Origin of the sequence: Duganella vulcania (assembly GCF_009857655.1) — a bacterium.
GTDB lineage: Bacteria > Pseudomonadota > Gammaproteobacteria > Burkholderiales > Burkholderiaceae_D > Rugamonas > Rugamonas vulcania.
Genome location: NZ_WWCX01000266.1, coordinates 1 through 866, shown reverse-complemented (window position 1 = coordinate 866; position 866 = coordinate 1). Strand labels below are relative to the sequence as shown.

At 72.7% G+C, this 866-nt stretch carries 1 protein-coding gene and 1 pseudogene; both read left to right on the top strand.

The genetic code is table 11. The features are described 5' to 3' along the window. Nucleotides 1-585 (top strand): peptidoglycan-binding protein (locus tag GTP90_RS35890; RefSeq protein WP_175048359.1); only part of this gene is annotated, 585 nt, incomplete at its 5' end. Between the two features lies 1 nt (nt 586). Continuing rightward, nucleotides 587-866, top strand: a pseudogene (locus GTP90_RS35885) (general secretion pathway protein GspB); the annotation flags it as partial.

Here is an 866-nt window from a genome sequence, read left to right as displayed (position 1 = left end):
AGCGCGGCGGCCTTGCGCCAGCTGGCGGCGATCTGGGGGCTGGCGCTGCCGGACGGCGAGCCTTGCCCGACGGCGGCGCGCCTGAACCTGCGCTGCCTGCAGGCCAAGGGCGGCATGGCGGAGTTGCGCCTGCTGGACCGTCCGGCGATGCTGACGCTGCACGACGATCCCACCGCGCCCAACTATGTGCTGCTGACGGCCATCGACGACGGTGGCGCGACCATCGTCGCGCCCGGCGGCAAGCCGCAGCGCATCGGCCTGGACGCGCTGGCGGCGCGCTTCGACGGCGAGTTCACGACCTTCTGGCGCGCGCCGCGCAGCTGGCGCGACGAGGTCTCCGGCGGCGACCACGGCCCGGACGTGGACTGGCTGGCGCGGCGCCTGGCCCAGATCTACGGGCTGAAGAAGCCGCTGGACGATCAGCCGCTGAGCGCGGGCCTGCGCGCGCGCCTGGTCGATTTCCAGACCGAGCAGCATCTCAAGGCGGACGGCGTGGCCGGTCCGAAAACTTTCATCCGGCTGTATCAGCTGGGCGGCGTGCAGGAGCCGCGCCTGTTGGCGGCCAGCGCCGGGGCGGGGAAATAATATGTCGTATATTTTGGAAGCATTGAAGAAGGCGCAGGCGGAACGTCAGCTGGGCAGCGCGCCCACGCTGCACGCGCCGACCTTGCACGGGACGGAGCGCGAGGCGGCCGGCGGTGTGCTGAAGAAGCCGCTGGTGCTGGCGCTGCTGGCGATGGGTGCGGCGGTCGTGGTGTTGCTGGTCCTGGTGCTGCGCCCGGCACAACAGCCGGCAGGCGGGCCGCAGGCCACGCCTGCGCCGACAGCGGTGGCGCAGGCCGCCCCGGCGGCGGCGCAGGCCGTCA